Origin of the sequence: Paenibacillus sp. FSL P4-0113, from assembly GCF_038009305.1 — a bacterium.
GTDB classification, from domain to species: Bacteria; Bacillota; Bacilli; order Paenibacillales; family Paenibacillaceae; genus Paenibacillus; species Paenibacillus polymyxa_D.
On record NZ_JBBPAZ010000001.1, the window covers coordinates 2,163,325 to 2,170,000 of the forward strand.

The following is a 6,676-nucleotide window of genomic DNA, read 5'->3' on the forward strand; positions in this document are numbered from 1 at the left end:
TTGTCTGTCCCTTTAAATACATCGGCGGAATAAACCAAAATATAAACCCGCCAAAATCTTACTTATACTCTCATTCCCTCAGTCATCCGTCAGCCGATACCGTATTCACCATACTGCATGTAACCATGCAATAATTTTTTTAAAAACTGCATCATGTTTCCTAATCACCGTGGATCCGTTGGCATGGGGATTCCAAGGTGGGCATATGCCGCCGGAGTCACTGTTCGTCCCCGAGGTGTTCTTTGTAAAAGACCAATTTGTAACAAATAGGGTTCATACACGTCCTCAATAGTCTGACTCTCTTCACCAATGGTTGCAGCAATTGTGTCCAATCCTACAGGTCCGCCCCGGAATGAATGAATCATGGCCTTAAGCATTTTATGATCAATTTCATCCAGCCCGAGAGGATCTATTTGAAGTCTCTTTAGCGCCTCTGCAGCCAACTCAGAATGAATAATTCCGTCTCCGGCAACTTGGGCAAAATCACGCACCCTTTTTAATAGTCGGTTGGCAATACGCGGTGTCCCCCGTGAACGCAATGCGATTTCCTCCGCCGCATCCCCGACAATTTCAATCTCCATAATATCCGCGTTCCTAGACACAATGTAAGCCAGCTCGTCTGTCGTATAAAACTCTAATCGACTAATAACACCAAACCGATCACGCAATGGCGCAGAGAGCAGCCCAGCGCGCGTAGTGGCCCCTATAAGAGTAAAGGGCGGCAAATCCAGACGGACCGAGCGTGCACTCGGGCCTTTACCAATCATAATATCCAGCGCAAAATCCTCCATCGCCGGATACATGACTTCTTCCACCGTACGATGAAGGCGATGAATCTCATCAATGAACAAAACATCACCCTCTTGAAGATTGGTCAGCAATGCTGCCAAATCTCCCGGTCTTTCAATTGCAGGACCTGAAGTCGTACGCAGATTAACCCCCAACTCATTGGCAATAATGTTAGCAAGAGTTGTTTTACCCAACCCAGGTGGTCCGTACAACAGTACATGGTCCAACGCTTCTTTACGCATTTTGGCCGCTTCAATATATACTTTCAGATTTTCCTTAACCTGATTTTGCCCGATATATTCATTTAGATAACGGGGGCGAAGGCTTAGCTCCGCCGTCTGGTCTTCCATCATCAAATTGGCGGAAATAATCCGGTCATCCATATTCCATCGCTCCTCTTTTCACCAGACACTTGTTAACGGACATCCGCGTCCTATCCGGCAAACAACAGTTGCAAAGCCCGCTTCATCAAAATATCGGCAGATTCATCAGGTTTCGCATCTTTCTTCATTCTGCTCCATACCTTATCCAACTCAGTATCAGTATAACCGAGCGCCTTGAGCGCCTCACGGGCCTCGTCCCAATATGAACCTTCGCCTTCTTCTACGACAGGCTCAGCAAACAATCCGGTTGCCATCCCCAACGAGCCAATACCGTCCAGCTTGTCTTTCAAATCCAGAATCATACGTTGTGCCGTCTTTTTACCGATCCCCGGTAACTTGGTGAGAAATGTGATATTCTCCTGATAAATCGCCGTTACCACATGAGCAGGCGTACCGCCTCCTAAAATACCAAGCGCAACACGCGGTCCAATACCAGATACATCAATCAGTTTACGGAATAGCTGCTGCTCCTCACGGGTCGCAAAACCGAACAGTAAAATAGCATCTTCCCTTACATGATGGTGAATATAAACAACCACTGGACCTTCAGTTTTGGCGAACGCGTAAGGATTCGGACAAAATACCCGGTACCCTACACCCTGTACATCTAAAACGACATATTCATTTTCCAAATGGGCCACAGAACCACGCAAGAAATCTATCATTTTCGCAATACCTCATTTAATTTTGAATTTAGTCCATAGGAGTGCGCATGACAAATAGCCACCGCCAAAGCATCCGCTACATCGTCCGGTTTCGGCACAGTTTGAAGCTTTAGAAACATTCTAACCATTTCTTGTACCTGTTTCTTCTCAGCCTTACCATACCCTACAATAGCCTGCTTTACCTGCATCGGCGTGTATTCACCTATAGGCAAATTACGTTGTTTTGCAGCCAGCACCAGCACCCCACGTGCCTGACTTACAGACATAGCGGTTGTAACGTTGCGATTAAAAAAGAGCTTCTCCAGTGCTACTGCATCAGGCTTATATTTATCTATTAATTGCAACATGCCTTCATACACATGAAGCAGCCTTTCTTCTTCCGGTGTATGAGCCTCCGTCTGGATGCAGCCATACTGTACAGGCACCACTTTACTGCCAATCTTGTCTACAAACCCGAAGCCCACAATAGCAATACCCGGATCAATTCCTAGAAAACGCAAAAAAATCTCTCCTCTATCGCTCAATCATGGCGTAACTAACCAATAGTCAACGTTATCCTGAATATACTCAAAAGCCAAATACCATATAAAGCGAACATATGTGTCGTTCTTTTCATTATAACAAAACTTTGTATCTAATAGAGGAAAAAATTTAAACATGAGTAAAAACATAAAAAGAGACGCTTCAAGCCTCACCTCATGGGCAAAGCCTAACGTCTCGCAGTTGTAATCAATAGTGCTGTTTTAATACCCTTTGTGTTCGCTCCACGGCAAAGTCACTAAAAGTGGAAATTACACTGTTATACTCATTTATATCCTGTACACGGATTCCCTGCTGAAGTTGTTTATACACCCCTTCTGGCAAGGCCGTCTCCATGGAACCCACATCCAATTGAAAAAAAGTGCGGATAACTTTTTCTCTTTTAGGCAGTCCTTCATACAATGTAAGCTGGCCGTCAGTGCTCAAACCCATGTATCCACGCTCTTTGCATGACTCTGACAAGTCTTCCACCCTGCGTTCCAGCCACACCTCTCCTTTGGTATTAAGTCGTCCCTTCCAATCGGGATGTTGCTTCAGTAAGGTCTCTAGCTGCTGTGAACTTAGCGTTCCCAAGGAAAGTGTTTCCGTACCACATACGTAGGTGGTTAACAGACGGGTCTTCCTGCTTATACCGGAAGCACGAATACTTTGTAATAGTTGCATATGTGAGGAGTGATCTTCAGTTGGACCGAGATGTGAAGCCTCCTCCATGCCCTCCTCTGCCATGACGGTAGTAGCGAGTGGCTGTGACAACATAGCCTGCATATAATTCGATAACAGAATACCCAACCCTGCCAGCAAACAAGCCGCACCCAAAATGCTACAGGCCCACACTGTTCTTCTCCACTGTTTCCAGCGCCGTTTCATCTGCTTTTTCCAACTTAATCGCTTCACAGTAATCCCTTCCGTCCCACTTTTTGTGTTAGTGTGACCTGGCGATTACTGATTTATACAAAAAGATAATTAATATAACAAAAAAGCCGCTGCTTCCAGCGACTTTCCTTTTGAATCGGGATGACACGATTTGAACATGCGACCCCCTGGTCCCAAACCAGGTGCTCTACCAAGCTGAGCTACATCCCGAAATACATGCCGGTGAGAGGACTCGAACCTCCACGGTTTCCCTCACGATTTTGAGTCGCGCGCGTCTGCCAATTCCGCCACACCGGCTTATGAAGTTAATGGCGCGCCCTGAGAGATTCGAACTCCCGGCCTTTTGATTCGTAGTCAAACGCTCTATCCAGCTGAGCTAAGGGCGCAAATATGGAGCGGACGACGGGAATCGAACCCGCGACCCTCGCCTTGGCAAGGCGATGCTCTACCGCTGAGCCACGTCCGCAATATCATTATATCCATGACATATAAGTGCATGAATGGTGAGCCATGAAGGACTCGAACCTTCGACACCCTGATTAAAAGTCAGGTGCTCTACCAACTGAGCTAATGGCTCCCAACAGGGTAACATAACTTTGTGAAAATGGCGGAACTGACGGGATTCGAACCCGCGATCTCCTGCGTGACAGGCAGGCATGTTAGGCCTCTACACCACAGTTCCATAGCAGTTTACATTCAAAAGTTAATTGGTTGCGGGGGCAGGATTTGAACCTGCGACCTTCGGGTTATGAGCCCGACGAGCTACCGAACTGCTCCACCCCGCGATAATATTAGGGACTGCTATTTAAATAAATGGTGGAGGCTGAGGGGCTCGAACCCCCGACCCTCTGCTTGTAAGGCAGATGCTCTCCCAGCTGAGCTAAGCCTCCATACTACTTATGACCCGTAGGGGATTCGAACCCCTGTTACCTCCGTGAAAGGGAGGTGTCTTAACCCCTTGACCAACGGGCCATACAATAAAATAATTATGGCGGAGAGAGAGGGATTCGAACCCTCGAGACGCTTTTGGCGCCTACACGATTTCCAATCGTGCTCCTTCGGCCAACTCGGACACCTCTCCATATGGCTCCCCGAACAGGACTCGAACCTGTGACAACTCGATTAACAGTCGAGTGCTCTACCAACTGAGCTATCAGGGAATAATAATCATAAAGCTCTGCTTGGCGACGTCCTACTCTCCCAGGACCCTGCGGTCCAAGTACCATCGGCGCTGGAGGGCTTAACGGTCGTGTTCGGGATGGGTACGTGTGGAACCCCTCCGCTATCGCCACCAAACATGAATTTGCTACGCAAATTCTTCCGTACGGCTATTCAGTTCATCACTTATCGTGTGAATGAATAGCCATGCGCTTGTTGTATGTCACTTGTACATACCTTCAAGGTTACACCCTGAAAACTGGATCCGAAACTCATTGCGTCTTATCTTAGGATAAGCCCTCGACCGATTAGTATTGGTCAGCTCCATGCATTACTGCACTTCCACCCCCAACCTATCTACCTCGTCGTCTTCAAGGGGTCTTACTAATTGGGAAATCTCATCTTGAGGGGGGCTTCACGCTTAGATGCTTTCAGCGCTTATCCCTTCCGTACATAGCTACCCAGCGGTGCTCCTGGCGGAACAACTGGTACACCAGCGGTACGTCCATCCCGGTCCTCTCGTACTAAGGACAGCTCCTCTCAAATTTCCTACGCCCACGACAGATAGGGACCGAACTGTCTCACGACGTTCTGAACCCAGCTCGCGTACCGCTTTAATGGGCGAACAGCCCAACCCTTGGGACCTACTTCAGCCCCAGGATGCGATGAGCCGACATCGAGGTGCCAAACCTCCCCGTCGATGTGGACTCTTGGGGGAGATAAGCCTGTTATCCCCAGGGTAGCTTTTATCCGTTGAGCGATGGCCCTTCCATGCGGTACCACCGGATCACTAAGCCCGACTTTCGTCCCTGCTCGACTTGTAGGTCTCGCAGTCAAGCTCCCTTCTGCCTTTGCACTCTTCGAATGATTTCCAACCATTCTGAGGGAACCTTGGGGCGCCTCCGTTACTCTTTAGGAGGCGACCGCCCCAGTCAAACTGCCCACCTGACACTGTCCTCGCACCGGTTCACGGTACCAAGTTAGAACCTAGATACGATCAGGGTGGTATCCCAAGGATGCCTCCCTTCAAGCTGGCGCTCAAAGTTCTACGGCTCCCACCTATCCTGTACAGATCGTACCCAAATTCAATATCAAGCTGCAGTAAAGCTCCATGGGGTCTTTCCGTCTTGTCGCGGGTAACCTGCATCTTCACAGGTATTAAAATTTCACCGGATCTCTCGTTGAGACAGCGCCCAAGTCGTTACGCCATTCGTGCGGGTCAGAATTTACCTGACAAGGAATTTCGCTACCTTAGGACCGTTATAGTTACGGCCGCCGTTTACTGGGGCTTCGGTTCATAGCTTCGCTCTTGCGAGCTTACCACTCCCCTTAACCTTCCAGCACCGGGCAGGCGTCAGCCCGTATACTTCGCCTTGCGGCTTCGCACAGACCTGTGTTTTTGCTAAACAGTCGCTTGGGCCTTTTCACTGCGGCCCCCTCGGGCTATTCACCCTACCGAGGCACCCCTTCTCCCGAAGTTACGGGGTCATTTTGCCGAGTTCCTTAACGAGAGTTCTTCCGCGCGCCTTAGAATTCTCTTCTCGCCTACCTGTGTCGGTTTGCGGTACGGGCACCTTCTCCTGGCTAGAGGCTTTTCTTGGCAGTCTGAGATCATGACCTTCGCTACTACAATTTTCGCTCCCCATCACAGCCCAGCCTTAACGATGTGCGGATTTGCCTACACACCAGCCTCACTGCTTAGACGGACATCCATCAGTCCGCGTCACTACCCTACTGCGTCACCCCATCGCTCATAACGGATTACGGTGGTACAGGAATTTCGACCTGTTGTCCTTCGACTACGCCTATCGGCCTCGCCTTAGGTCCCGACTTACCCTGAGCGGACGAACCTTCCTCAGGAACCCTTAGGCTTTCGGCGGATCTGATTCTCACAGATCTTTTCGTTACTCATACCGGCATTCTCACTTGAATGCAGTCCAGCGCTCCTTACGGTACACCTTCAACCCGCATTCAACGCTCCCCTACCCCTGATGCAAGCATCAAGCCATAGCTTCGGTGGTGTGTTTAGCCCCGTTACATTTTCGGCGCAGAGTCACTCGACCAGTGAGCTATTACGCACTCTTTCAATGGTGGCTGCTTCTAAGCCAACATCCTGGTTGTCTGTGCAACTCCACATCCTTTCCCACTTAACACACACTTGGGGACCTTAGCTGATGGTCTGGGCTGTTTCCCTTTCGACAATGGATCTTAGCACTCACTGTCTGACTCCCGGAACTAAATCTATGGCATTCGGAGTTTGACTGAGCT

At 49.1% G+C, this 6,676-nt stretch carries 4 protein-coding genes, 11 tRNA genes and 2 rRNA genes (1 of these 17 cut by a window edge); all 17 read right to left on the reverse strand.

The genetic code is table 11. From position 1 onward, the window contains the following. Window positions 1–164: 164 nt before the first annotated feature. Window positions 165–1,172: a Holliday junction branch migration DNA helicase RuvB gene (gene ruvB / locus MKX46_RS08915; RefSeq protein ID WP_013372650.1), complete on the reverse strand. Its 1,008-nt coding sequence runs from the start codon at window positions 1,170–1,172 to the stop codon at window positions 165–167. A gap of 50 nt (window positions 1,173–1,222) precedes the next feature. Then, window positions 1,223–1,837: a Holliday junction branch migration protein RuvA gene (gene ruvA / locus MKX46_RS08920; protein WP_341071167.1), complete on the reverse strand. Its 615-nt coding sequence runs from the start codon at window positions 1,835–1,837 to the stop codon at window positions 1,223–1,225. Further along, complete coding sequence (gene ruvC / locus MKX46_RS08925) at window positions 1,834–2,337, reverse strand: crossover junction endodeoxyribonuclease RuvC (protein ID WP_029514797.1); 504 nt, start codon at window positions 2,335–2,337, stop codon at window positions 1,834–1,836. The genes ruvA and ruvC overlap by 4 nt, the downstream gene beginning before the upstream one ends. A 229-nt stretch (window positions 2,338–2,566) precedes the next feature. Then, entirely contained in the window at window positions 2,567–3,271 is a 705-nt protein-coding gene (locus tag MKX46_RS08930; protein ID WP_029514796.1) for a BofC C-terminal domain-containing protein, read from the reverse strand. Window positions 3,272–3,386: 115 nt separating this feature from the next. Further along, window positions 3,387–3,460: transfer RNA gene (locus MKX46_RS08935), tRNA-Pro, on the reverse strand. A 7-nt stretch (window positions 3,461–3,467) separates the two neighbouring features. Next, window positions 3,468–3,547, reverse strand: a tRNA-Leu gene (locus tag MKX46_RS08940). Window positions 3,548–3,559: 12 nt separating this feature from the next. After that, window positions 3,560–3,636, reverse strand: a tRNA-Arg gene (locus MKX46_RS08945). Window positions 3,637–3,641: 5 nt separating this feature from the next. Then, window positions 3,642–3,716: transfer RNA gene (locus MKX46_RS08950), tRNA-Gly, on the reverse strand. Window positions 3,717–3,751: 35 nt separating this feature from the next. After that, a tRNA-Lys gene (locus MKX46_RS08955) sits at window positions 3,752–3,827 on the reverse strand. 28 nt (window positions 3,828–3,855) lie between these two features. Further along, a tRNA-Asp gene (locus MKX46_RS08960) sits at window positions 3,856–3,932 on the reverse strand. A 26-nt stretch (window positions 3,933–3,958) separates the two neighbouring features. After that, window positions 3,959–4,035, reverse strand: a tRNA-Met gene (locus MKX46_RS08965). A 29-nt stretch (window positions 4,036–4,064) separates the two neighbouring features. After that, window positions 4,065–4,140: transfer RNA gene (locus MKX46_RS08970), tRNA-Val, on the reverse strand. A gap of 10 nt (window positions 4,141–4,150) precedes the next feature. Next, window positions 4,151–4,222, reverse strand: a tRNA-Glu gene (locus MKX46_RS08975). 17 nt (window positions 4,223–4,239) lie between these two features. After that, a tRNA-Ser gene (locus tag MKX46_RS08980) sits at window positions 4,240–4,331 on the reverse strand. Between the two features lie 3 nt (window positions 4,332–4,334). Then, window positions 4,335–4,410, reverse strand: a tRNA-Asn gene (locus MKX46_RS08985). Window positions 4,411–4,429: 19 nt separating this feature from the next. Then, window positions 4,430–4,546: ribosomal RNA gene (rrf, locus tag MKX46_RS08990) — 5S ribosomal RNA — on the reverse strand. A gap of 150 nt (window positions 4,547–4,696) precedes the next feature. Beyond that, window positions 4,697–6,676: ribosomal RNA gene (locus MKX46_RS08995) — 23S ribosomal RNA — on the reverse strand (it continues 948 nt past the right edge of the window).